Source organism: Hyphomonas sp. ske169 (assembly GCF_056850855.1).
This window is the reverse complement of the sequence record NZ_CP096146.1, coordinates 299,757-323,853: the sequence shown is the minus strand read 5'-3', so window position 1 is coordinate 323,853 and position 24,097 is coordinate 299,757. Positions and strand designations below refer to the sequence as shown.

General features: G+C 55.9%; 19 protein-coding genes. 17 read left to right on the top strand and 2 right to left on the bottom strand.

Going from position 1 to position 24,097, the window contains the following annotated elements:
- Position 1: 1 nt before the first annotated feature.
- The 15 genes from nuoG (at position 2) to MY069_RS01530 (ending at position 16,827) form a co-directional block, all read left to right on the top strand.
- On the top strand, positions 2-2,077 hold the full coding sequence (gene nuoG / locus MY069_RS01600; protein ID WP_482795328.1) for an NADH-quinone oxidoreductase subunit NuoG: 2,076 nt from the start codon (positions 2-4) through the stop codon (positions 2,075-2,077).
- 9 nt (positions 2,078-2,086) lie between these two features.
- A complete protein-coding gene (gene nuoH / locus MY069_RS01595; protein WP_482795327.1) occupies positions 2,087-3,163 on the top strand; it encodes an NADH-quinone oxidoreductase subunit NuoH in 1,077 nt (358 codons plus the stop codon).
- Positions 3,164-3,270: 107 nt separating this feature from the next.
- Entirely contained in the window at positions 3,271-3,756 is a 486-nt protein-coding gene (gene nuoI / locus MY069_RS01590) for an NADH-quinone oxidoreductase subunit NuoI (RefSeq protein WP_482795326.1), read from the top strand.
- A 52-nt stretch (positions 3,757-3,808) separates the two neighbouring features.
- Complete coding sequence (locus MY069_RS01585; RefSeq protein WP_482795325.1) at positions 3,809-4,402, top strand: NADH-quinone oxidoreductase subunit J; 594 nt, start codon at positions 3,809-3,811, stop codon at positions 4,400-4,402.
- A gap of 2 nt (positions 4,403-4,404) precedes the next feature.
- Positions 4,405-4,713 carry an NADH-quinone oxidoreductase subunit NuoK gene (gene nuoK / locus MY069_RS01580; protein ID WP_482795324.1) on the top strand — a complete coding sequence of 103 codons (309 nt, stop codon included), beginning with the start codon at positions 4,405-4,407 and terminating at the stop codon, positions 4,711-4,713.
- 9 nt (positions 4,714-4,722) lie between these two features.
- A complete protein-coding gene (gene nuoL, locus MY069_RS01575) occupies positions 4,723-6,876 on the top strand; it encodes an NADH-quinone oxidoreductase subunit L (RefSeq protein WP_482795323.1) in 2,154 nt (717 codons plus the stop codon).
- The gene (locus MY069_RS01570) at positions 6,876-8,366 is read left to right on the top strand and encodes an NADH-quinone oxidoreductase subunit M (protein ID WP_482795322.1); all 1,491 of its coding nucleotides are present in this window, start codon (positions 6,876-6,878) and stop codon (positions 8,364-8,366) included. Before nuoL ends, MY069_RS01570 begins: the two co-directional genes overlap by 1 nt.
- Positions 8,367-8,371: 5 nt before the next feature.
- The gene (nuoN, locus tag MY069_RS01565) at positions 8,372-9,802 is read left to right on the top strand and encodes an NADH-quinone oxidoreductase subunit NuoN (RefSeq protein WP_482795321.1); all 1,431 of its coding nucleotides are present in this window, start codon (positions 8,372-8,374) and stop codon (positions 9,800-9,802) included.
- Entirely contained in the window at positions 9,799-10,539 is a 741-nt protein-coding gene (locus MY069_RS01560) for a biotin--[acetyl-CoA-carboxylase] ligase (RefSeq protein ID WP_482795320.1), read from the top strand. The genes nuoN and MY069_RS01560 overlap by 4 nt, the downstream gene beginning before the upstream one ends.
- Positions 10,539-11,312, top strand: a complete 774-nt coding sequence (locus tag MY069_RS01555; protein ID WP_482795319.1) for a type III pantothenate kinase — start codon at positions 10,539-10,541, stop codon at positions 11,310-11,312. The genes MY069_RS01560 and MY069_RS01555 overlap by 1 nt, the downstream gene beginning before the upstream one ends.
- A gap of 8 nt (positions 11,313-11,320) precedes the next feature.
- Positions 11,321-13,006 carry a ribonuclease J gene (locus MY069_RS01550; protein ID WP_482795318.1) on the top strand — a complete coding sequence of 562 codons (1,686 nt, stop codon included), beginning with the start codon at positions 11,321-11,323 and terminating at the stop codon, positions 13,004-13,006.
- A gap of 15 nt (positions 13,007-13,021) precedes the next feature.
- Entirely contained in the window at positions 13,022-13,456 is a 435-nt protein-coding gene (gene mce, locus MY069_RS01545; RefSeq protein WP_482795317.1) for a methylmalonyl-CoA epimerase, read from the top strand.
- On the top strand, positions 13,456-13,695 hold the full coding sequence (locus MY069_RS01540) for a DUF1467 family protein (protein ID WP_482795316.1): 240 nt from the start codon (positions 13,456-13,458) through the stop codon (positions 13,693-13,695). Before mce ends, MY069_RS01540 begins: the two co-directional genes overlap by 1 nt.
- A 159-nt stretch (positions 13,696-13,854) precedes the next feature.
- Complete coding sequence (locus tag MY069_RS01535; RefSeq protein WP_482795315.1) at positions 13,855-15,378, top strand: tryptophan halogenase family protein; 1,524 nt, start codon at positions 13,855-13,857, stop codon at positions 15,376-15,378.
- Positions 15,379-15,396: 18 nt separating this feature from the next.
- Positions 15,397-16,827, top strand: a complete 1,431-nt coding sequence (locus MY069_RS01530) for a tryptophan 7-halogenase (RefSeq protein WP_482795314.1) — start codon at positions 15,397-15,399, stop codon at positions 16,825-16,827.
- An 86-nt stretch (positions 16,828-16,913) separates the two neighbouring features.
- On the opposite strand, the gene MY069_RS01525 is transcribed toward MY069_RS01530, so the two are convergent.
- Together MY069_RS01525 and argE are read right to left on the bottom strand one after the other, a co-directional pair.
- Entirely contained in the window at positions 16,914-19,475 is a 2,562-nt protein-coding gene (locus MY069_RS01525; RefSeq protein ID WP_482795313.1) for a glycoside hydrolase family 3 protein, read from the bottom strand.
- Positions 19,476-19,842: 367 nt separating this feature from the next.
- On the bottom strand, positions 19,843-21,003 hold the full coding sequence (gene argE / locus MY069_RS01520; RefSeq protein ID WP_482795312.1) for an acetylornithine deacetylase: 1,161 nt from the start codon (positions 21,001-21,003) through the stop codon (positions 19,843-19,845).
- A gap of 152 nt (positions 21,004-21,155) precedes the next feature.
- Between argE and MY069_RS01515 the strand changes: the two genes are divergently transcribed.
- Positions 21,156-22,073, top strand: a complete 918-nt coding sequence (locus MY069_RS01515; RefSeq protein WP_482795311.1) for an AEC family transporter — start codon at positions 21,156-21,158, stop codon at positions 22,071-22,073.
- Positions 22,074-22,161: 88 nt separating this feature from the next.
- Positions 22,162-24,090, top strand: coding sequence for an ABC-F family ATP-binding cassette domain-containing protein (locus tag MY069_RS01510; RefSeq protein WP_482795310.1), 1,929 nt, complete (start codon positions 22,162-22,164; stop codon positions 24,088-24,090).
- The last annotated feature ends 7 nt before the right edge of the window (positions 24,091-24,097 follow it).

Sequence of the window (24,097 nt, the reverse complement as noted above, 5' to 3'; positions counted from 1 at the left end):
TATGTCTGACGATCTTTTCAAACTGAATATTGACGGTGAAGAAGTCGAAGTGCCGCGCTCTTATACGCTCATGCAGGCGTGCGAAGAAGCCGGCGCTGAGATCCCGCGCTTCTGTTATCATGAGCGTCTGTCTGTGGCGGGCAATTGCCGGATGTGTCTGGTTCAGTGGCATGGCGCACCGAAGCCGATTGCGTCTTGTGCACAGACAGTGGGCGATATGCGGATGAACCCGGATGGGACTCCGCCAAATATCTCGACCAAAGGCGATTATGTCGAAAAAGCCCGCAATGGGGTGATGGAATTCTTGCTGATCAACCACCCGCTGGATTGCCCGATTTGTGACCAAGGCGGCGAATGTGATCTACAGGACCAAGCCGTCGCTTATGGCCGCGCCGATAGCCGCTATGAGCTGAACAAACGCGCGGTCGAGGACAAGAATATGGGGCCGCTGGTCAAGACGATCATGACCCGCTGTATCCAATGCACGCGCTGTGTGCGCTTCGCCGCAGAAGTCGCAGGCGTCGAAGAGATCGGTATGATCTCACGCGGGGAAAGCGCTGAAATCACGACCTATTTGGAAGAGAGCCTGACCTCTGAACTATCCGGCAATGTCATTGACCTGTGCCCGGTCGGCGCGCTGACTTCGAAGCCGTACGCCTATAATGCGCGGCCTTGGGAGCTTCGGAAGACTGAAAGTGTGGACGTGATGGATGCGATGGGCGCCAATATTCGCGTCGATGCAAAAGGCGATGCGGTGATGCGCATCATGCCGGTCATCAATGAAGCGGTGAATGAAGAGTGGCTGTCAGACAAGTCTCGCTTCATTTGGGACGGCCTGGCCCGCCAGCGCTTGGATAAGCCTTATGTTCGCCAAAACGGCAAGCTCACACCGGTGAACTGGGGGCAAGCCTTTGACGCCGCGAAGGAAGCGCTGTCTGTCGCGCCAGAAAAAATCGGTTTCGTCGCCGGTGACTTGATCGAAGTTGAGCAAGCAAAAGCCGCTTTGGATCTCGCCCGCGCGCTGGGTGTTCAAAACACGGACTGTCGTCCTGCGGGCGCTTCATATGGCGCTTCTGGCGTGCGAGAGCACTATCTCCTCAACGCGACGCTCGCAGCGGTCGAGGAGGTTGATGCGCTCTTCTTGATCGGCACAAATCCGCGGGTTGATGCTGCGGTTTGGAATGCCCGGATCCGAAAAGCCTGGCTGTGGAATGAGCTGAAAGTCTTCGTCGTCGGCGAAGCGGCAGACCTGACTTATGATTATACCCATCTCGGGACAGACCCGTCTGCGATCGCAGAGATTGCCAAACAAGCTGGGTTCAAAAAGCCAATGATCGTGGTCGGTGAAAACGCTCTGATCCGTGAAGACGGCGAGGCCATCCTCGCGGCGGCAAATGATGCGGCGCACGCGATCGATGCGATCAAAGAAGACTGGGCGGGCTTTGGTGTGCTGCACACGGCGGCTGGCCGCGTTGGCGCGATCGATACCGGCTTCATCCCGGGTGAGGGCGGTGCGGACACTGCGGCGATCCTGGGCGGCGGCATGGACACGATCGTCCTGCTTGGCGCAGATGAGGTCGACCTCACCAATACTGGCAACGCTAAGATCATCTATATTGGCAGCCACGGCGACGCAGGCGCGAGTAAGGCGGACATCGTCCTGCCGGCAGCCGCATACACCGAAATGGCAGCGACCTATGTAAACACCGAGGGACGCGTGCAGATGACGCGTCGCGCGGTGCAGCCGAAAGGCGAAGCGCGAGAAGGCTGGGCCATCTTGAGAGCGCTCTCCGATGTGGTTGGTAAGAAACTGCCCTACGATTCGGCCGACGAATTGAGAGCCGCACTCCGCGAAGCCAACCCGGTCTTTTCGGGTCTTGGATACGCGCCTGGGCATGAAGGCGCTGATGCGTTGAAAGAAAAAATCTCGTCAGGCGGCAGTTCAGTCAGCAACGCGCCATTCGCGGCGGCTATTGGTGATTTCTATATGACCAACCCCATCGCCCGCGCGTCAAAGACGATGGCCGAGTGTTCTCTACAGAAACAGGGTCTTGAAACCCCAGTGGCAGCGGAGTAGGGCGGCGCGATGAGTGGTTTGATCGAACAATATGGTGCGCTGACAGGCTGGCTTTTGGTGCTCGGTCAAATCGGCTTGTTCACGCTGGTCTTGTCGCTTTCGATTGCGTTCTTGCTTCTGCTCGACCGGAAGGTCTGGGCGGCGGTGATGATGCGCAAAGGCCCGAACGTTGTCGGTCCGTTCGGTCTGATGCAGAGCTTTGCGGATTTCGGAAAATTTCTTCTCAAAGAGATCATCATCCCTGCAGGTGCGAACAAAACAGTCTTCTTGCTCGCCCCGATCCTGACACTAACCCTCGCCTTCGCTGCGTGGGCCGCGATCCCCGTCGCTCCGGGCTGGGTGATCTCAGACATCAATGTCGGGATTTTGTACCTGTTCGCGATCTCATCGCTCGGTGTTTACGGCATCATTATGGGCGGCTGGGCGTCGAACTCGAAATATCCATTCTTGGGATCCCTGCGCAGCGCCGCGCAAATGGTCTCCTATGAAGTTTCTATCGGCCTGATCATCATTACCGTGATCTTGCTGGCGGGCTCTATGAACCTCACAGAGATTGTCGACGCGCAAGATGGTGGTCTGTTCACCTGGCACCTTTTGACGCTCGAACATGTGCTGGTCTTGCCGGTGATGGTTGTGGCGTTTGTGATGTTCTTCGTATCGGCTTTGGCCGAGACCAACCGGCCACCATTCGATCTGCCAGAAGCAGAATCTGAATTGGTCGCAGGCTATCAAGTTGAATATTCCTCAACGCCGTATTTGCTGTTCATGTTTGGAGAGTATCTGAACATCGTTCTGATGTGCGCGATGATGGCGCTGCTCTTCTTGGGCGGCTGGCATGGACCGGTTCCGCTCGGCGCCGATTTTGTGAACATGTTCCCAGCTTGGATCGTCAATCTTGGCCACTTGGCCTGGTTTATGGCCAAACTGGTCTTCTTCTTCTTTCTGTTCGCGCTCGTGAAAGCGGTTGTCCCGCGCTATCGCTATGACCAGCTGATGCGCTTGGGGTGGAAGATCTTCCTGCCGACCGCACTCGCAGCGGTCGTTATTGTTGGCGGATATGTTGTCTACGCTGGAGTTCAAGCATGATCTTTTCCAGCATTTTTGTCTTAGCACCTGTCGTGAAAGTGATTTACCCCGCCTGGTATCTGGTTGGGCATGTCGCCGTCACGTCAGCTTTCCTGGGAGCGCTATAAATGAGCCTCGTGCAAACCATTCGCGGCGCCTTGCTGACGGATTTCATGTCAGCCTTCGGCTTGGGTTTACGGGAAATGTTCCGCCGCAAAGCGACGGTGAATTATCCGTTTGAGAAAAACCCAGTCAGTCCGCGCTTTCGCGGCGAGCATGCTCTGCGCCGGTATCCAAATGGCGAAGAGCGTTGCATCGCTTGTAAGCTTTGCGAAGCGATTTGCCCGGCGCAAGCGATTACGATTGAAGCGGAACCTCGTGAAGACGGGTCGCGCCGCACAACGCGTTATGACATCGACATGGTCAAATGCATCTATTGCGGCTTCTGCCAGGAGGCTTGCCCAGTGGATGCAATCGTCGAGGGGCCGAATTTCGAATTCGCCACCGAGACGCGCGAAGAACTTTATTATGACAAAGAGAAACTTCTAGCGAACGGGGATCGTTGGGAGCGGCTCATTGCAAAGAATTTGGAACTGGACGCGCCGTACCGGTAGCGCCCATTAATGAGGGGCGGGTAACCGCCGGAAGGGAACTGGGGCTTAGCTCGTGGAACTGATCGCCTTCTATATTTTCGCGGCCATTGTGACCGTGTCGGCTCTGGCTGTGATTATGGCCAAGAACCCCGTGCACTCGGTGCTTTGGCTGATTTTGACCTTCTTCACAGCGGCGGGATTGTTCGTCCTGATCGGGGCTGAATTTATCGCCATGCTGTTGGTGGTGGTCTATGTCGGCGCGGTTGCCGTGCTCTTCTTGTTTGTTGTGATGATGCTCGATGTCGACTTTGTCGAACTCAAACAAGGGACGTTGCGATACTGGCCCTTTGCGACGCTGATCGGGCTCGCCTTTATCGCTGAAATTGCGCTCGCGAACTTTGCGCGTGAAGGCGGCAATACCGCGACATTTGACGCCGCACCTGGCGCGGACACAAATGCCGAGGCGATCGGGCAAGTCATGTACACCGATTACTTCCTGCTGTTCCAACTCGCCGGGCTTATCCTGCTCGTTGCGATGATTGGCGCGATTGTTCTGACGCTTCGTGAGCGTCCGGGCGTCAAGCGCCAGAACATTGCGAAGCAGACGTCGCGCCGCCGCGAAGATGCGATTGAAAAAGTCGCGGTTGAACCAGGCCGGGGGATCTAAACATGGACCTGACGATCAATCACTTCCTGACCATTTCGGCGATCCTATTCACGATCGGCGTGGTTGGCATTTTTGTGAACCGCAAGAACATTATCGTCATTCTGATGGCGATCGAATTGATCTTACTGTCGGTGAACATCAATCTGGTCGCTTTCGCCGTCTATTCGGGCACGATTTCAGGCCAGATTTTCGCTATGTTGGTGCTCACCGTTGCAGCCGCTGAGGCGGCTGTCGGGCTTGCCATCCTTGTCGTTTACTTCCGCAATCGCGGAGACATTGCGGTCGAAAGCGTCGACCTGATGAAAGGGTAAGGGGCACAGATGTTACCTGATACATTCATCGAGTTTATCGTTCTTGGGCCGGGCCTCGCGGCTTTGGTCGCAGGTCTATTGATGCGCTTTATTGGCGATCGCGGCGCAATGGTCATTACGACCGGCACCGTCGGCCTCGCCGGGATCTTGTCGCTCTATCAACTCTTCGTCTATGCCTCTGGCGCGGGCGGACATGGTCATGTCGAACATGCCGCGCTTGCAGCCGATACTGGCGGCGCAGCGAGCTATGTCGGCCAGCACGTGATTAAGCTGATGACATGGATGGATGTCGGCGGTTTCAAAGCCGATTGGGCGATCCGTGTGGATGCCATGTCCATCGTTATGATGGCGGTCATCACCAGCGTTTCCGGCCTCGTACACCTGTATAGCTGGGGCTATATGGAAGAAGATCCGCACCGGGCGCGCTTCTTCTCTTACTTGTCCCTGTTTACCTTCGCGATGTTGATGCTGGTGACCGCCGACAATTTCATCCAGCTCTTCTTCGGCTGGGAGGGCGTCGGCCTCGCCTCGTATCTTTTGATCGGCTTCTGGTATCAGAATAAAGCCCCGAACGATGCGGCGATCAAAGCGTTCGTCACTAACCGCGTTGGCGATTTTGGTCTCGCGCTTGGGATCATGGCGATCTTCCTGGTGTTTGGATCGGTTGAGTTCGAACCGGTTCTCACCGCCATCAAAGAGAACGCTGAAGTGGTGCCGCTCGCCTTTGCCGAGGCCGGCAATGTCCGCGACTTGGTGATCCCATTCTTGAACTGGAATGTGCCGGCGCTCGAATTGATCGGCATCCTGCTCTTCATCGGCGCGATGGGGAAATCAGCGCAATTCTTCCTCCATGTCTGGCTACCAGATGCGATGGAAGGCCCAACTCCTGTCTCCGCGTTGATCCACGCTGCGACTATGGTGACGGCAGGCGTCTACCTCGTATGTCTCGTCTCGCCGATTTACGAATATGCGCCTTTTGCCGCGTCAATCATTGCGCTGACCGGTGCCGTAACAGCGCTTTATGCGGCCACCGTCGGCATGGCGCAGAACGACATCAAGCGGGTCATTGCTTACTCAACCTGTTCGCAGCTGGGCTATATGTTCTTCGCTGCCGGAATTGGCGCATACGAAGCGGCGATGTTCCATTTGTTCACCCACGCTTTCTTTAAAGCGCTTCTCTTCCTCGGCGCGGGCTCAGTGATCCACGGCGCCCATCATGAGCAACACATGCGAAATATGGGCGGCTTCGCGAAATATATGCCGTTGACCTATGGCGCGATGATGATTGGAACGATTGCAATTATCGGCCTGGGTATCCCGCACGTTTGGGGACTTTCTGGCTTCTTCTCAAAAGATGCGATCATCGAAACGGCGTTCGCGGCCGGGATGAACGGCGTGCCGTTCGGCCAACTGGCCTTCTGGTTCGGGATTGTCGCCGCCTTGCTCACCAGCTTCTATTCATGGCGCCTAATCTACATGACCTTCCACGGCCCCCGCGCCGAGGTGCACCATGACGATGCGCAGGCGCACGATGACGAACACGCAGACGACCACGCTTCTGACCATGATCACGGGCACGATCATCACCATGGCGATCCACATGAATCGCCAATGGTCATGCTGATCCCGCTCGGGCTGTTGAGCATCGGCGCAGTGTTTGCGGGTTGGTATTTCTACGACGCCTTTGTCGGACATGACTATAAGGCCTTCTGGGACGGTGCGATTTACACCGCGAAAGAGAACACGGTGCTCAAGGACAAATATAATGTTCCTGAATGGGTGTTCTGGGCGCCGCTCTTTGTGACGGTGACCGGTTTCCTCATCGCGACCTTCACCTATCTGTTCAATCGCGGCGTCGGCAAACGGATTGCCGATGGCGGCGGACCATTGCACGCGCTGTTTGCCAATAAGTGGTACTTTGACGAGATCTATAATGCGACGCTGATCCGCGGATCGGCTTGGCTCGGCGATATCTTCAAAGCTGGCGATAAGAAAGTCATCGACGGCGCTGGGCCAGACGGCGTGGCCGCCTTGGTGCGTTGGGGATCTCGACGTCTTTCAGCAATGCACACCGGATACCTTTACCATTATGCGTTCGTGATCATTGGGGCAGCCTTGATCTTTGGCGCGATACTGTTCTGGCGCAGCGGAGGCGCGGGCTAATGGATTTCCCAATTCTCTCTGCGGTAACGTTTACCCCGCTTGCGGGCGCGATTCTAATCCTCTTGGTGCGGATGCTCACCGGAACAACGTTCCGGTCTGATGGCACTGAGGATAACCGCGCGCTTTATGCCGGATTAGGCTTTTCGATCGCGACGTTCATCATCTCGATTGTGATGTTCTTCAGCTTCGATACCCAAGGTACAGGCTATCAGCTCGTCGAAGAAGTCGATTGGTTCGCGAACATCAAATACAAGATGGGCGTCGATGGCATGTCGGTCTTGCTGATCTTGCTGACGACCTTGCTCACGCCAATTGCGTTGATCGCGAGTATCGGTTCGGTCAAGCACCGGCTGACTGAGTACACAGTTGCCTTCTTGGTGCTCGAGACTTTCATGATCGGCGTCTTCTGTGCGCTCGATCTGGTTGTGTTCTATGTTTTCTTCGAAGCTGGCCTGATCCCGATGTTTATCGTCATCGGTGTGTGGGGCGGGATCAATCGCATTTATGCGAGCTTCAAATTCTTCCTCTATACGCTGCTCGGTTCGCTCTTCATGCTGGCCGCAGTGGTCTATATGTACTTGGTCGCGGGCACGTCAGACATTGTGGTTCTGGAGCAGTTTGAGTTTGCCAAGTCGGCACAGATTTGGCTGTGGCTCGCTTTCTTCTCCTCGTTTGCGGTAAAGCTTCCGATGTGGCCAGTTCATACCTGGCTGCCCGACGCGCACGTACAAGCGCCGACGGCCGGTTCGGTCATCCTGGCGGCGGTACTCTTGAAAATGGGCGGCTACGGGTTCCTCCGGTTCAATCTACCAATGTTCCCGGATGCGAGTGTGTTCTTCCAGCCATTCGTCTTCACCATTTCCGTGATCGCGATTGTCTATGCCTCGCTCGTGGCGTGGCGTCAGACAGATATGAAAAAGCTGATCGCGTATTCCTCGGTCGCGCATATGGGCTTTGTGACGCTTGGCATCTTCTCCTTCACCGAAGTGGGCGTGCAAGGCGCGATCTTCCAAATGCTCAGCCACGGCCTGATCTCTGGCGCGCTCTTCTTGATTGTTGGCGTGGTCTATGACCGGATGCACACTCGCGAGATTTCAGCCTATGGTGGTCTCGTCCATCGAATGCCGGTCTATGCAACCTTCTTCATGTTGTTCACGATGGCAAATGTTGGACTGCCAGGCACCAGCGGATTTGTCGGGGAAATTCTGACCATGGTCGGCGCGTTCCAAGCCAATACTTGGGCGGCAGCAGGTGCGGCACTCGGCGTGATTTTCTCGGCCGTTCATATGCTCACGCTTTATCGCCGAACCGTATTTGGAAAAATCACCAATCCGGATCTCGAGACGATTGAAGATGTGAACACCAAAGAGTTGATTTGTTTGATCCCGCTCGCATTCGGCACGATCTTGCTTGGGATCTTACCGAACCTGATTTTCGACATTACGCGTGAATCATCGCTTCACGCCCTCGCTCAATTGGCGGGAGGATAGAGCTCATGTTTGATCTTGAATCGATTTTGAACGCGGTCGCCCCTGAGCTTCTTCTTGCTGCGGCGGGCCTTTTAGGCGTTACCGTTGGCGCGTTTCTGGGTGACCGGTTTAATGGCCTGTCCTTTAAGTTTGGTGCCGTGGTCTTATTCGCCGCTGCCGCGCTTGCTGGAAATTATTGGGAAGGCGGACGCGCATTTGAAGGCTTGGTTGAGACTTCAAGTTACGCCAATTTTGCGAAAACCGTTAGTTTCATCTGCGCCGGTATCGCGCTTTTGATGGCAGAGGGTTTCCTCAAGCGTCACGACACGATGCGCTATGAATATCCGCTGCTGGTGATCTTCGCCGCTTTGGGCATGGGCGTTATCCTGTCTGCGTCTGACTTCATGACGCTCTATCTTGGCGTTGAGACCCTCAGTCTGTCATCTTATGTGCTTGCCTCATTCCACCGCGACAGCCCGCGCTCAGCGGAAGCTGGGTTGAAATATTTTGTGCTGGGCGCGCTCGCCTCAGGCATCCTGCTTTATGGTATTTCGCTGGTTTACGGCTTTACCGGCAGCACCAGTTACGAAACCGTCGCCGACACAGACGCGTCGCTCGGCTTTATGTTCGGCATGGTCCTGATGATTACGGGGCTGGCTTTCAAGGTCTCAGCCGCGCCGATGCACGTCTGGACGCCGGATGTTTATGAAGGCTCGCCCAGCCCGGTTGTCGCGTTCTTCGCGACGGCACCAAAAATGGCCAGCATGGCTGTGTTTGCGATCATCCTGTTCACGGCCTTCCCGCAAGCGATGGCGTTTGACAATTGGCAGGTCATCGTCGGTATCATTGCTGCTGCCTCAATGATTATCGGGTCCTTTGGCGCGCTGCCGCAGAAGAATTTAAAACGGCTGCTCGGCTATTCTTCCATCGCCAATATGGGCTATGCGCTCGTCGCTGTGGCGGCTGGGGTTCAGTATGGCGCTGGATCGCTGCTGATCTTCATGACCGCCTATGTGATCGCCTCCCTCGGTCTGTTTGGTGGTGTGCTTTCAATGCGCCGCGAAGGCGGCATGGTTGAGAATACTGATGAGCTCGCCGGCCTTATTCGCCGTCAGCCAGGTCTTGCGACGGCGCTGACTGTGCTACTCGTCTCGGTGTCTGGTTTCCCGCTCGCCTTTGGGTTCTTGGGTAAACTGGCCGTGCTTGAAGCTGGTTGGAATGCGGGCTTGATGCCGTTGATCATTATTCTGATCCTAAGCTCAGTGATCGCGATGTATTACTATCTCCGCATCGTCAAAATCATGTGGTTCGATGAACAGGCTGCGGACTTTGAGCCAGTTGATGGCTGGGTTACGACAACGGTCTATGTCACCGCACTTGTCAGTATCGCGCTCCTCATCTTTGTCAGCCCATTCAGCGAGCTTGCAGCGTCGGCGGCTGAGAGCCTGATCTCGTGATCGAACGCGCACCAGTTTACTGGTATGATGATATTGATAGCACCAGCGAAGAAGCCAAACGGCGCGCCCGTCGCGGCGAGCTAAGCCCGGTTTGGATCGCTGCACGATCGCAATCGGCAGGTAAGGGCAGACTCGGCCGTAGCTGGGATTCGCCGGTTGGAAATCTGTTTTCGACGATTTTATTTCCAGAGCCAGACGGCCTCGCCATGGCGGCGCGGGTGCCGTTTGCGGCAGCGCTGGCGGTTAGAGAGGCTTGCGCGCGGGCGGTGCCCAGCCTTGAGGCGCAGCTGAAATGGCCAAATGACGTGCGGGTCCGTGGTCACAAACTTTGCGGCATTCTCACCGAGTCGGGCGAGACCAATAATACAGTCTGGATTGCTCTAGGTATCGGGATCAATGTGCAAACAGCGCCCGATGGCACCGGACAAGAAACAAGCTCCCTGGCGAAAGAAGGCGCCCCGTCTGGGCTGACGGCTGAAATGGTGCTTGAAGACCTCCGCGAGACGTTGAGCGCGCGCTTAGAGCAAGCGCGACAAGACTTTGAAGCCCTACTGACAGACTGGATGCGATACGCTGAAGGCCTCGGTCAGACCATACAGGCTGGGCCGGTTCAAAACCGGGTCGAAGGCGTATTTGAAAGCCTCGCGCCGGATGGAGGTTTAAACCTGCGTTTGCCTGATGGCGCGCTGCACACCATAAGGGCGGGTGATGTTGAACTGGTGAAACGGGTAAGCTGATGCTGTTAGTGATTGATGTCGGCAATACAAACACGGTGTTCGCGCTGCATAGCGGCACCGATTGGATCTCTAGCTGGCGGAGTGCGACCGACGCCACCCGTACGGCAGATGACTATGCGGTTTGGCTCGGAACGCTGATGCGGACGGAAGACCTCGAGCTGTCGCAAATAACTGGCTGTATCATTTCGTCTGTGGTGCCGCAGGCAAAGTTCAATTTCCGGAACCTGTCGCGTCGCTATTTCGATGCAGAACCAATTTTTGTCGGTGAACCCGAAACAAAACTTGGCGTGCCGATCCGGATCCGCCGCCCAGAACAAGTCGGCGCCGACCGCCTCGTCGCCGCTATTGGCGCCCACATACTGTACGAGGGCGCAAAGCTTGTGATTGATAGCGGCACGGCCACAACGTTTGATGTCGTTGGCCCAGATGGCGGCTTTGAGGGGGGGATCATTTCGCCCGGGATCAACTTGTCGATGCGCGCGCTACACGATGCGGCGGCGCAATTGCCGCGGATCGCCATCCAAAAGCCGCCGCAAGTGATTGGGCAGGACACGGTCTCGGCGATGCAATCCGGCGTCTTCTGGGGCTATGTCGATTTGATTGACGGGCTCGTAAACCGCGTGAAGGAAGAATATTCCGGACCGCTAAAAGTTATTGCAACTGGCGGGGTCGCGTCCCTATTTGAGGGCGCCAGCGACACCATCGACCATTTTGACCAACGCTTGATGGAAGTCGGCCTGCTCGAGGTCTATCGCCGGAACAAGAAAGACTGACGGTATATATGACCAAAAAAAGCGACGCAGAACTCGTTTTCCTGCCCCTCGGGGGATGCGGGGAAATCGGTATGAATCTGAATGCGTATGGCTATGGCCCGGCGCATAATCGGCGCTGGATCTTGATTGATGTAGGTGTCACTTTTGGCGGTGAAGATACGCCCGGCATTGATTTGATCACGCCAGATCCTGCTTTTCTAGAGGATCAAGGTGATCAGATTGATGCGATCTTCCTGACCCACGCCCACGAAGATCATATCGGCGCGATCGGGCTGATCTTGCCGCGCCTGCAAACCAAAGCGCCAATCTATGCGACACCGTTTACGGCGCACCTGGCGCAGGCCAAGTTGATTGAGCGCGGGCAGAAGAATACCAGCATTAATGTCTTACCGCTCGGGGCTGAAGTCGAAGCCGGGCCTTTCAAAGTCCGCTATATCACACTGACCCATTCGATCCCTGAGCCCAACGCGCTCGCCCTGGAGACGCCGCTTGGGACGATCCTGCACACCGGTGATTGGAAGATCGATCCGGAGCCTCAACTGGGTGACGAAACCGATATTGATGCGCTCTCGCGTCTCGGGGATGAGGGCGTGCTCGCTATGGTCTGCGACAGTACCAATGTGTTCGTGGACGGCGAAAGCGGGTCAGAAGGCACGGTCCGTGAAAACCTAATCAAACTGATCGGCAGCCTCACCGGTCGCATCGCAGTGACGACATTTGCGTCTAATGTGGCGCGGGTCGCGAGTGTGATCGAAGCGGCGCGCCAAGCTGGGCGAAGCGTCTGCTTGGTTGGGCGCAGCATGCACAAAATCACCGATGCGGCGATCGCAACCGGCGTGATTGGCGAATTACCTGATCTGATCAGCGAAGATCAGGCGGGCAGCCTGCCGGATGACAATCTGCTTTTCCTCTGCACCGGATCTCAAGGTGAACCACGCGCCGCGCTGGGGCGTATTTCGCGAGACGATCATCGCCATATCAGTCTCGGCGAAGGCGATACAGTGATCTTCTCGAGCCGGGTCATTCCCGGCAATGAGAAGGGCATCTATGACATGCAAAATGCCCTTGCTGAGAAGGGCGTGCGGATCATCACCGATCGGATGACAGAGGGGCCAATCCATGTCTCTGGTCATCCCGCGCGCGACGAGTTGCGCCAGATGTATCAATGGGTGCGACCTAAGATTTCCGTGCCTGTGCATGGTGAAAGACGCCACATCGTAGAACACGCCGCTTTTGCCAAAAGCTTGCAAGTGAGCGAAGCGGTCACCCCGCGCAATGGCGATCTTATCCGATTGGCGCCCGGCAAAGCGCAGATCATCGACAATGTCCCAAACGGCCGGTTGTATCTTGATGGCAGCCGTTTGGTGCCGGCCGAAAGCGAAGGCATTCGCGATCGCCGCGCATTGGCCAATTGGGGCTATGTCAGCGTTGCAATCGCGATTGATGAAGACGGCGATGTGGTCGATGGCCCGCTTTTGGCCGCGCGCGGCCTGTCAGAGCCGGACGGCAGCACGGCCGATGAAAGCCTGATTGATGTGGATGAGGCCGCTGAGCTCGCCATCAGCGAAATGAAGCGCCGCAAACGCCAAAGCGATGAAGAAGTGGAGCGCGTCCTCGCTCGCGCCGTCAAAAAAGCCTGTGACCGGACGTTCGGTCGCAAGCCTATCGTCGATGTGAGTGTGCTACGCGTATAAGTCAGGAGAATTCTGGTGACACAAGATTTCAAAATCGGCCCGCTTAATCATGTCGGCGTGGCTGTGCCCGATATCCAAGAAGCGATGGAGACCTATCGCTCGCTGTATGGTGCAACGGATATAACCGAGCCGTTTGATATGCCCGCGCAAGGTGTCAAAGTTTGCTTTGTGAACCTGCCAAACAGTCAGATCGAACTGATCGAGCCGCTGAATGAAGACAGCCCGATCCATAATTTCATTCAAAAGAACCCCAGAGGCGGGCAGCACCATGTCTGTTTCGAAGTTGACGATATCAATGTCGCTGTTTCGGAAATGAAGGCGCGCGGCGCAACTGTGCTCGGCGAGCCACGGATTGGCGCGCACGGGACTATGATCATATTCGTCCACCCTAAGAACTCGAATGGCGTTCTGGTCGAGTTGATGGAAACGCCAAAGGACGGCCAGCATTAATGGACCCGGTTGGTTTCATCGTTGTCTTTATCATCACCTGGTGGCTGAGCTTCTTCTGTGTGCTTCCGATTGGCGTCCAAGGCCAGTTCGAGAATGATGGCGACGTGATCGAAGGCACCGAAGCGGGCGCTCCTAAACAGCCCATGCTGAAGAAGAAAGTGCTCTGGGCCAGCTGTGGTGCAATTGTACTGACCTTGATCGCCCACTTTGTCGTCGTGCCTTGGCTCGCCAGCCAGTAGAGCTGATTCAGAGAGAAACTTAGCTGGCTGACCGACGCCGCCGAACTGTTGGGTGCCTATAGTTGCGCTCTTGGTGATGACAACGATATCATTTTAGGGTCTGATAGAACTGAGTTGGACCCTCCAACCAATCCAACATTCGCAAGAACGGGTGTCGATGTGAGCAAATTATCGAATGTTTGCATTCTAGGCGGTGGCACGGCCGGTTGGATGACGGCCGCCGCGCTGTCCCATAAGTATGGCGGCCTCGGCGTCAATATTACCTTGATCGAGTCCGACCAAATCGGAACCATCGGGGTTGGTGAGGCCACCTTGCCGCATATCCGGTTCTTCAATGAAACGCTTGGGATCGACGAACGCGCCTTTATGAAGGCGACAGAAGCGACGTTTAAATTGGGGATCGAGTTTTGTGATTGGGGGCAGCTCGGTGACCGGTACATTCACCCATTTGGTGATTATGGCCTGCCTCTAGAGGGGATCGATTTTCATCAATACTGGCTGCGCCTCAATAAACACGGACTTGTCTCGCGTATGGATGACTATTCCTATCCTATTCTCGCGGCAGAGGCGGGGCGGTTCCAGATCCCAAAATCCGATCCCAATAAGATTGGCTCAAACTTTGGCTATGCCTATCAATTTGACTCAAGCCTCTATGCCAAATTCCTGCGCCGGTTCAGTGAACAGAATGGCGTGACGCGGATCGAAGGCAAGGTGACCCACACTGCGCTAGACCCAGAGTCTGGGAATGTCGAAACGCTGACGTTGGAGTCGGGAAAGACGGTTCAAGCCGATCTATTTATCGATTGCTCTGGGTTTCGTGGTGTGTTGATCGAGCAGGCGCTGGAAACAGGCTATGATGAGTGGACACAGTGGTTGCCGTGCAATCGCGCTGTTGCGGCGCCAAGCGAGGCGATCGGAACACTCTTGCCATACACCCGCGCCACGGCTCGAAAGGCTGGGTGGCAGTGGCGCATTCCGCTGCAGCATCGAACCGGCAATGGGCACGTCTATTGGAACGAGTATATCTCTGATGATGAAGCCGCTCATCAATTAATGAGCACGCTTGAGGGACCCGCGCTCGCGGATCCCAAACAGCTCTTTTTCAAGACCGGGCGGCGAAAGAAATTCTGGAACAAGAATGTCGTCAGCATTGGACTATCCGGCGGCTTTCTCGAGCCGCTTGAATCGACCTCAATCCATCTCATTCAAGAGGGGATCACAACGCTGGTCGAACTGTTCCCAGATGAGAAAATTCATCCGCTCGATGTTGAGGAATATAATGCGCGGATGGCGCTCAATTTCGAGCGTGTTAGAGACTTCTTACTGCTCCATTACATCGCGACCCAGCGCGACGATAGCGAGATGTGGCGCTACTTCCGCAACATGATCTTGCCCGACAGTCTGCAGGAAAAAATCGATGCCTGGACGCAGCGCGGATATGTGCTCCGCTACGAGTTCGGAGTGTTCTTGCCGCCGAGTTGGGTGGCGGTCATGCTGGGCCAAAACTTGGTGCCGAGCGCTTATGATCCGCGCGTCGATCGATTGCCGATAGAGGCGGCAAATGCCGAACTCGCCAAAATAAAATCCGCAACCGTGGCCGCAGTTGGATCAACACCAATGCAGAGCGATTTCCTAGAGCGATATGGCGCGGCCTCTGAAACAAAGCCGTTGATGGCGTCTTAGCGTACAGGGACCGAAAGATTGGCAGTAGCGACCCAAGATTTTGACGATACGATCGTGGTTTGCGGGGGCGGTTTGGCCGGCCACATGGCGGCCTTGTATCTTTCAATCCGATTGGGGCGGGCAAGACGCCTTGTCTTGCTACCGGATGCAGGCACGTCAGAGCACGATGGCATGTATGGCAGCGTGACCGCACCCAATGGCTACGAGTTTTTCCGCCTACTCGGATTGGATGAACCGCGCTTGATCCAGCAGTCTGCCACCTCGTATTCATTCGGGACGCATTTCAGAGCGTGGCCAGCGCCAAACCGTGAATGGGTGCAGTGCCATCATGCACCGCTTGCGGGCGTTAAAGGCGTGGCATTTCAGGACCATCTCACACGCCAGAAGCTCGACTTGCAGACCTTGCTGGTCTCAGCCGCAGCGGCGCGCGCGGGTGTGTTCGCCCACCCGCCTCAAGATCCGAGAATACCGCTCTCTCGCGCCGAATATGGTTATCAGTTTGATCCGGCGGAGCTGGCGGGTCTGCTCGCAGGTCGAATCCCGTCCGCAGACATTAATGTTGTTTCTGGCGAGATTGCGGATGTGACTGTGTCGAATGGCTCGATTGAAGCGCTCACACTCTCCTCGGGCGACAGAATTACTGGCGGCCTCTTCCTCGATTGTTCAGGACCTTCGCGCCTGCTTTTGAGTGCTCTGCCGTCGGCATTTGAGGCAGAGCGATCCGTATCCGCGGAAAGAGAATCGACCCCATCCGAAACCCTTGGAGGTTCGGCGCGTTTGCTTGAAGCGACCGACACAGGCTGGGCCGCCACGACCTATCTTCAAGACAGATCTGTGCGGCTTTATATTTCCGATGCCGATCACGGGAACGGCGTCGAGATCGGACGCGTGCCCGAAGCGTGGACGGGAAACTGCGTCGGCATCGGTCATGCCGCTTACGTCATCGAGCCGCTTACACCCGCCCCGCTTATGCTCTTACAGGCTGATCTTGAGCGTCTGATAGAGTTGATCCCTGTTGCGCCAAATATGCAGATGGAGCGGCAGGAATATAATCGACGGTTCGACAATGATGTCCTGCATGCTGGCCTGTTTCAAAGCGCGCTGTTCACAGGACTAAACCCGCCAACATCTCCATATTGGCAGACGGTCGTCGCGTGCGCGCCGTCAGAGGCGCTCGATCGCAAGATCTCGCAATTCGAGCATCGCGGCGGGCTTGTCCGTTACGACCTCGAACCCTTCGATGATGCCGACTGGCTGATCCTCCACAATGGGATGGGGCGCAAGCCAAGCCAATATGACCGGCAAGCGAACGGCACACCTCAAGATGTGATGAATAAACAGTTCGCGGGCTTACAGAATTCTATTCAGCAGGTCGTCTCCCGCATGCCCTCGCACCATGACTATGTTCTTAATCTCAAGCGCTATTTGGCAAAGCAATCGAAGTCCTGACTCGCGCGCGCAATCAGCCCTATGCCAACCCCTATCCAGCATCGTTCCGGATAGGGGCTGTTCTCCAATCAGTGAACGCAGATGGATTAACCCGCGCAGTTTTGGGCCGCGTCTTCGTCTTCCTGCAGACCGATGTCTGAGATGCCAATTGTTTGACCGGTCTCACCCGCAATCATGATCGCACTTTCAACACTCGTCATGTCCACGCCGAGCTCCTCGAAGCAAGAAAGGCTGAGGCGAACTTCGCTCCAATCCTCTTCGAACGTGACCGGGAGGTATGCGTCGCAGTCGTCGCCTTCGCAGCCCATGCCAACTTCGAAATCGTTGGCGCCAGCGATCGTTTTGGCTTGGAAAACCAGTTCCATCGCGCCATTGGCTTCGCGAGAGAGGTCGACGCCATAGCCGGAGGCAATGACGAAGTCTTCTTCACCCGTCTTGAAGTCGACCTTGAGAGCGTCTTCTTGGGCCGCACGATCATAGGCGGCTACGATCAGACCCGCCGATTCAAACGGCAGAGCGGTGACCGGAGACCCGTAGCGGTTGATTTGCCATGGCGCGGGGAATGTGCCCTTCGAGAAGAATACGCCCTTATTGGTCGACGTGCCTTCTTTAAGTCCGGAATCTTCAGATAGGCGCTCAAGGTTGCCATCGTCGCCATAAGACAATCCGTACCCAAAAGCGAAGAGCGGATCATAAGGCTCTTTGTTTACGTTCAGCTCAACTTGAGTGGCATCTTTCGGCCAAGAATAGGACAAGCGCCCGGTGAAATCGAAGGATGGATCGGATTGGAAGAGCATGTCCGCAATACCGCCGCCTTCGCTGCCTGGGAGCCAAGCTGCCACAAACGCATCTGAGTCATTGATCTCAGGATTGGTCCAAAGCGGACGCCCAGAGAGGAAGACAGAGACCGTCTTCATGCCCTTTTCCTGATACGTGCTCAAAAGCTCGGTATCGAATCCATTGGGCTGGAAATCCATATTCGCAACATCGCCTTGGAATTCCGCATATGGATCTTCACCATAGACCGCGATGACGACGTCGGCCTCCGCGCTTGCTGTGCCGTCGGCATCAAACAAGAGCGTGCCGCCCGCAGCGCTAACGGCTTGAGAGAGTCCAGAAAGGATCGTCTCGCCATTCGGGAATTCTTCGTTCGGATAACCGCCGCCCTGCCAGGACAGGGTCCAGCCGCCTGCCACTTTTGAGATATTATCGGCACCATCGCCAACCACCAAGATCGTCTGGCTTGGGTCAAGCGGCAACAAACCGTCATTGTTTTTCAACAGAACCAGCGACTCGCGAACCGATTGGCGCGCAATCTCGCGATGTGCTGAACTGCCGAGAAGGCTTTCATCGCCAGCGAGCGGCCGCTCACTAGGTTTGACCTGGTTGTCAAATAGACCCGCAGCGATTTTAACTCGCAAAATGCGCCGGACGGCATCATCCAAGCGTTCCATCGAGATCTCGCCGGATTGAACATGGGCGTAAGTCGATTCCCAAAGGCCCTTCCAGCTATCGGGGGCCATAAACATATCGACCCCAGCATTAAATGATTCAGGGCAATCGGTGGCCGTACAACCTGGAATTAGGGCATGTCCGTTCCAGTCGCCGACAACGAACCCATTAAAGTTCATTCGGCCTTTGAGGACGTCGGTCAGCAACTCTTTCTGGCCGTGCATGCGCTCGCCATTCCAAGCTGAAAAGCTCGCCATAACAGTTTGAGCGTTCGCCGCGATTGCGGTTTGGTATCCAGCGCCGTGAATGTCGCGAAGCTCTGCCTCACTGATTTGCGCATCACCTTGGTCGACCCCGTCAGCGGTGCCGCCGTCGCCGACAAAATGTTTCGCGCTGGTCAAGACGCGTTCGGCGCCAAGATAGTCATCATCGCCAAAATGACCTTGCAGACCAAAAACAATCCGGTCGCCATAAGAGGCGACAATATCAGGGCTTTCAGAGAAGCCTTCATAGGTGCGGCCCCAACGATCATTCTGTGGCACGGCCAAGGTTGGCGCAAAGGTCCAGTCATGACCGGACACGCGAAGCTCTTTCGCTGTGACCGTGTAGATCTTCTCAATTAGGTCGGGATTATTCGCTGCGCCGAGTCCGATATTGTGCGGAAACACTACGGCGCCTTTTAGATTGGCGTGCCCGTGGACAGCATCAATGCCCCAAATTGTTGGAATTGCGATTTCGACCCCTTCAGGATCGATGGAAGCTTCATAATAGGCATCTGCCGCTTCGAGCCATGACTGCGCGTCCGCATAGGGATGCGGGCCAGGGGCTGAGTTACCGCCGCTAAGAACAGAGCCGAGTCGGTATTGTTTGACCTCTTCTGGCGTGACCGAACCACTATCCGCTTGAATGACTTGTCCAACTTTTTGCTCAAGCGTCATTTTTGCCATGATCTCAGTAATCTGAGCTTCAATCGCCGGATCGAGCGGCGCTGTTTCAACCGTCGGCCAATTTTCAGGCGTAATCGTTGGCTTTGCATCTGCGACGACAGTTTCGGTTTCTGTCGGCGCGTCGGCAGGAGCGGATGTGTCGGCCTCGACATCGCCAGCCGGAGCAGGGGCCACACTCGTGCATGCGGTCAGCATTGCGGCAGCGGCTAAAGTCATGGCTGAAGCGGTTGCGGTAAATTTGAGTTTCAAGCGTAAGCTCCTGGATCGGTGTTCTTATTGGCTTCTAGTTTTAGAAGCATGGTTCGATTTCGGGGAGGATATGCAGGGTCGATCGGACAGGAGCCCGCCGACATTACTTCCTCCCAAGTTGGGCGCCTCAGTGAGGCGCGATCGGTAAGCTTCGGGGCTCACTCATGTTCTGGTTTCACTGCCTTCCAGCAGCACGAAGTCCTTATAGCAGCAAAAATTGATAGCGCTATCAATTTGTTCGGTGCGAATGGTTTTCGGGGCAAAAACACTGCGTCAATGCCAATGAATACGGGGCAATGCGGCTTGTGTGCTTGGGGCTGAAATCGAACGGCGCGGCCCTCTAACATGCCGATTCTTTCGACCGAAATCAGCTCGTTTTTAAGTGCGCGACCAAGGCATTGAACACATCAACGCCCTGGCTGAGCTGAGCTTTGTCGATGAACTCATTCGGCGTATGGGCCTGGTCAATCGATCCCGGCCCGCAAATCACGGCCGGCATTCCGGCTTGATGAAATTGTCCTGCTTCGGTGGCGTACGCGACCGCGCGTAGCGCATTGTCTCCGGTGAGGGCCCGCACCAAAGATTCTGCGGCATTGCTTTCGCCTGGGGTCAGAGGCGGGACATCCGTGTATTTGGTGACCGTCACGCCGCACTCAGGAAATCGCGATTTCAGCGCCGCGTCTTTCTCAGCAGCCGCCTCAAGAAACGGCGCTAAGATTGCGTGAGGATCATAGCCAGGGGGGCAGCGTAGATCGAAATGGAACTCGCATTCCCGCGCTAGAATGTTGGTTGCTGTCCCGCCATTTAGTTCGCCAATGCTCAAAGTCGGGTAGGGTGGTTCGAATGGGGAGTCTGGGTCAGCGTTCGAAGGCAAGTCGCGTTCGATGTCGCGCAGGACACCCATCAAGTCGACCGCTTCCCAATTTGCTGACACACCGAGATGCGGCAGGCTTGAATGCGCTTCGCGTCCTGAGACGACGGTCTTGGTGAGCAGGATGCCCTTATGCCCTGACACGACTTGCCACAGCGTCGGCTCGCCCACCCAAACCGCATCCGGGCGTGCGCCGCGTTCCACCATATCCGCAATCATCAAAGGTGCGCCTTGGCAGCCGACTTCCTCATCATAAGAAAACGCGAAGTGAATAGGGCGCTCAAGCGAGAGGCTGGCAAATTTCGGCGCAAAGGCCAAGCATAGCGCGATGAAGCCCTTCATGTCCGACGTGCCGCGGCCGAACAAGCGACCATCAATCTCCTGCATGTCGAACGGGTCCGTGTCCCATGGTTGTCCGTCGACAGGCACGACATCTGTGTGGCCAGACAAGACGAGCCCGCCTGGAACATCCGGTCCAATCCGCGCCCAGAGATTGGATTTATCGCCGTCACTGTTCTCGATCCGCCGACACTCAAACCCTAAAGGCTTCAGCTGATCTTCTATCCAGGCGATCAACTCGAGGTTTGAATTGCGCGATGTCGTGTCGAACGCGATTAGTTGAGTGAGCAGGTTTGTGACGGTGGTGGTATCAGTCATATAGGTGCCTATCGCGGAGCGCGGCCAAATATCAATCGATAATTCTTGTTAGATCAGGCGTTTGATCTGCGGCTGAAGATATCGAACCAGCGCTCGACACAGCTGCAGCGTCGTGAGAAGGGCACGTCTCTTTCCAGTCGAGGTTTCTCTCCATGGTCACCGTACTTGCCGCGTTGTTCCCAATCGCCGCCATTCTGGCGCTCGGAAAATTCTCAGCATCGCTCAATTTGCTCAGCCGGGATGGGTGGATTGGGCTCGAACGGATCACTTACTTTGTGCTGTTTCCGGCTTTGATTGTTAGCAAGCTCGCGGTCGCAGACTTTACCGGGATTGATTGGCGTATGCCGACCGCATTGATCGGCGCGCAACTCTCCTTGTCGCTATTGACGATCATTGCGGCGGGCGTTCTGGGCGCGCCGCGGGACCGCATTGGCGTTTATGTGCAATCGGCGGCGCGGTGGAACACATTTATTGCCTTGGCGCTGGCGCAAGAACTCTTCGGGGCGCAAGGCTTGGCTTTGGTCGCGGTGAGTGCAGCGGTGATGATCCCAACCGCGAACGTGGTTTCGGTTTCAGCCTTGATGCACTTTTCGAATGAGGCTGTGAAACCGGTTCAGATGCTGAAGCAGCTGGCGGTCAATCCACTTGTACTGGCTTGTGTCATCGGGATTGGCCTCAATGTCTCGAATGTTCCCGTGCCCGGTCAAGCCTTCGAAATCTTGGATTTGCTCGCCCAGGCGACAATTGCCTTGGGGCTGCTGACCACGGGCGCGGCGATCGAATTGAAGGGGCAAACGCGGTCTCTGGCCGCCGTCACCATCTGGTCGGCGGTGCGGTTGATTTGCTTACCTTTGATTGCTGGCAGTATCGCCGTCGCGCTTGGATTATCTTCCGAAATCCTTTTCGTGATCCTGATCGCGACAGCCGTGCCCACCGCGGTAAACGGCACCATTCTCGCCCGCCAACTCGGCGCGGATGCTACGCTCGCCGCGAATCTTATCGCGTTTCAAACGATCGGATCGATCGCTTCAATCTCAGTGGTTCTTTGGATGGCGGGTATTGGTGCGTGATGAGTATTTATTGGGTGGTAAACAAACCCAATTTTGCTTTCATTGCCTCATTGTGTTTGCAGGTTGAGGCGTTACATCCCGGGCGATCATGCTGACAATATCAAACCTCGATTTTCGCGTCGAAGCGCGGCCGCTATTTGAAGGCGCGTCAGCGACTATTTCTAGGGGATGGAAAGTTGGTCTTGTCGGCCGGAATGGCACCGGCAAGTCAACATTGCTTAGGCTGATAAGAGAAGATGTTGAAACCCCGACCGCCGATAGTTCCATTCGGTTGAGCACTGGAGCTCGGCTCGGCTGGGTGGCGCAAGAGGTCGCTCCCACTGATGACACGATCCTAGATATCGTCTTGGCTTGTGATGAAGAGCGCGCCGCGCTGATGGCTGAGGCCGATACGGCGACGGACCCGAACCGGATTGCCGATATTCATACGCGATTGATCGATATCGATGCGTGGTCAGCCGAAGCCCGCGCGGCAGAAGTTCTGATGGGCCTGGGATTCAAGCATGACGACTTGGCTCGGCAAACGCGAGAATTCTCTGGTGGTTGGCGGATGCGCGCAGCGATTGCGGGGGTGCTGTTTTCTGAGCCTGACCTTCTATTGCTCGACGAGCCGACCAATTATCTCGATCTAGAGGGCGCGGCGTGGCTTGAGACTTATATCAAGCGCTACCCGCACACGGTGATCATCGTTTCGCACGACCGTGAATTGCTCAATAGATGCGTCACTCACACGATGGCGCTCGAGCACCGAAAACTCTCACTCTGTCCCGGCGGCTATGATGACTGGCTAAAATTGCGAGCGGCGAAGGCTGCGCAATTAGAAAGCCAGCGCGCCAAACAGGAAGCGGACCGGGCGCACTTGCAAGCCTTCGTAGACCGGTTCCGCGCCAAAGCCTCGAAAGCCCGTCAGGCGCAGTCTCGGGTTAAGATGCTAGAGCGGATGCAAGACATCACCGTGCCGATCAGCGAACGGACAACGCCTTTCTCATTCTCGACACCGGAGGGAAAGCTTGCGCCGCCTATGCTGGAATTGCAGGAAGCGACTCTGGGCTATGGCGATGACGCTATCATTCTAGAGCATGTGAACCTGCGGCTTGATCCTGATGATCGCATTGCAATCGTTGGCACCAATGGCCAGGGCAAGACCACTTTGGTCAAATCCATCGCGGAACGATTGCCGTTAATGGGTGGAAACCGCGTTGTGCCGAAAGCCATCAAGATTGGCTATTTCTCTCAAGATCAAATGGATGAGCTGACGCTCGGCGAAACCGTTTTGGATCACGTCCGGCGCGCATTGCCGCGGGACACTAGTATTGCTCGCCAACGGGCAGTCGCGGCCGGTATGGGGTTCTCGCACGAGAAAGTCGAAACCAAGGTGGAGAAGCTCTCTGGTGGAGAGAAAGTTCGATTGCTGCTCGGGCTGATGGCCATCGAACAGCCGCACGTCTTGATCTTAGACGAGCCAACCTCCCACCTTGATATCGATAGCCGTGAGGCGCTGATCTATGCGCTGAACGATTTTCAAGGCGCTGTCTTACTGATCACCCATGACGTGTATTTGGCCGAGGCCACCGCTGATCAATTATGGCTCGTCAAAGATGGCGAGGCGACCCGCTATGATGGCGACTTGCAAGACTATCGCGCCCTCGTGCTGCGAGCAGACCGCGACCAAGCGGAACCAGTCTCCCAAAAAAGCAAACCCAAGACGCAGGCCATCGAAAAAACCAAGGCCGCCACTTCTGGGAGCGAGAGAGCGGAAGCCCGGCGCCGCGCCTCGGACGCCCGCAAGGCGGCGCAACCTTTTAAAGACAAAGTCAAGCAGGCTGAGCGCAGAATGGCGCAAGCGTCGAAGCGAATCGAAGATATCGATTGTGACCTTTCAAAGCCGGGCCTCTCCTCCGAAGCGTTGCAAGAGCTTATGCGCGACCGCGCAACTTTGGTCGGCGACTTAGAACAAGCAGAGATAGATTGGCTTGAAGCGTCAGAAAAATATGAGGAAATTGTCGGCGGATCGTGATGGCGTG